Genomic DNA, 426 nt, shown 5'->3' with positions numbered 1-426 from the left:
CGGGCGTGGACAGTGTGCGCGCGTCCAGCGATTTGTCGATGCGTTTGATCAATCCGCTCAGCACCTTGCCCGGGCCACATTCGGCCACCCGGGTGACGCCGCGGGCGGCCAGCGCCTGCACGCAGCCGGTCCACTGGACAGGCAGGTACAGCTGCTGGACCAGCGCCTGGCGGATGGCGTCGACGCCGTCATGCACGCGGGCATCGACGTTCTGCACCACCGGCAGGGCCGGGGCGCGCCAGTCCAGGCCAGCCATGGTTTCAGCCAGGCGGTTGGCGGCTTCGCGCATCAGCGGGGTGTGCGAGGGCACGCTGACGGCGAGCTTGACGGCCTTGCGGACGCCCTTCTCGGCCAACAGGGCCAGCGCGCGGTCCACGGCGGCGGCGTCGCCACCGATGACGATCTGGCCGGGCGAGTTGTAGTTGG

The 426-nt window shown here is 70.9% G+C and carries 1 protein-coding gene; it reads right to left on the bottom strand.

Going from position 1 to position 426, the window contains the following annotated elements; genetic code table 11:
• Positions 1-426, bottom strand: a 426-nt coding sequence (locus AAE045_RS23370) for an ACP S-malonyltransferase (RefSeq protein WP_455549702.1), incomplete at both ends; no start/stop codon positions are given.

It is taken from the genome of Dryocola clanedunensis (assembly GCF_038405435.1).
Classification (GTDB): Bacteria; Pseudomonadota; Gammaproteobacteria; order Enterobacterales; family Enterobacteriaceae; genus Dryocola; species Dryocola clanedunensis_A.
This window is presented reverse-complemented; position numbering and strand designations above follow the sequence as displayed.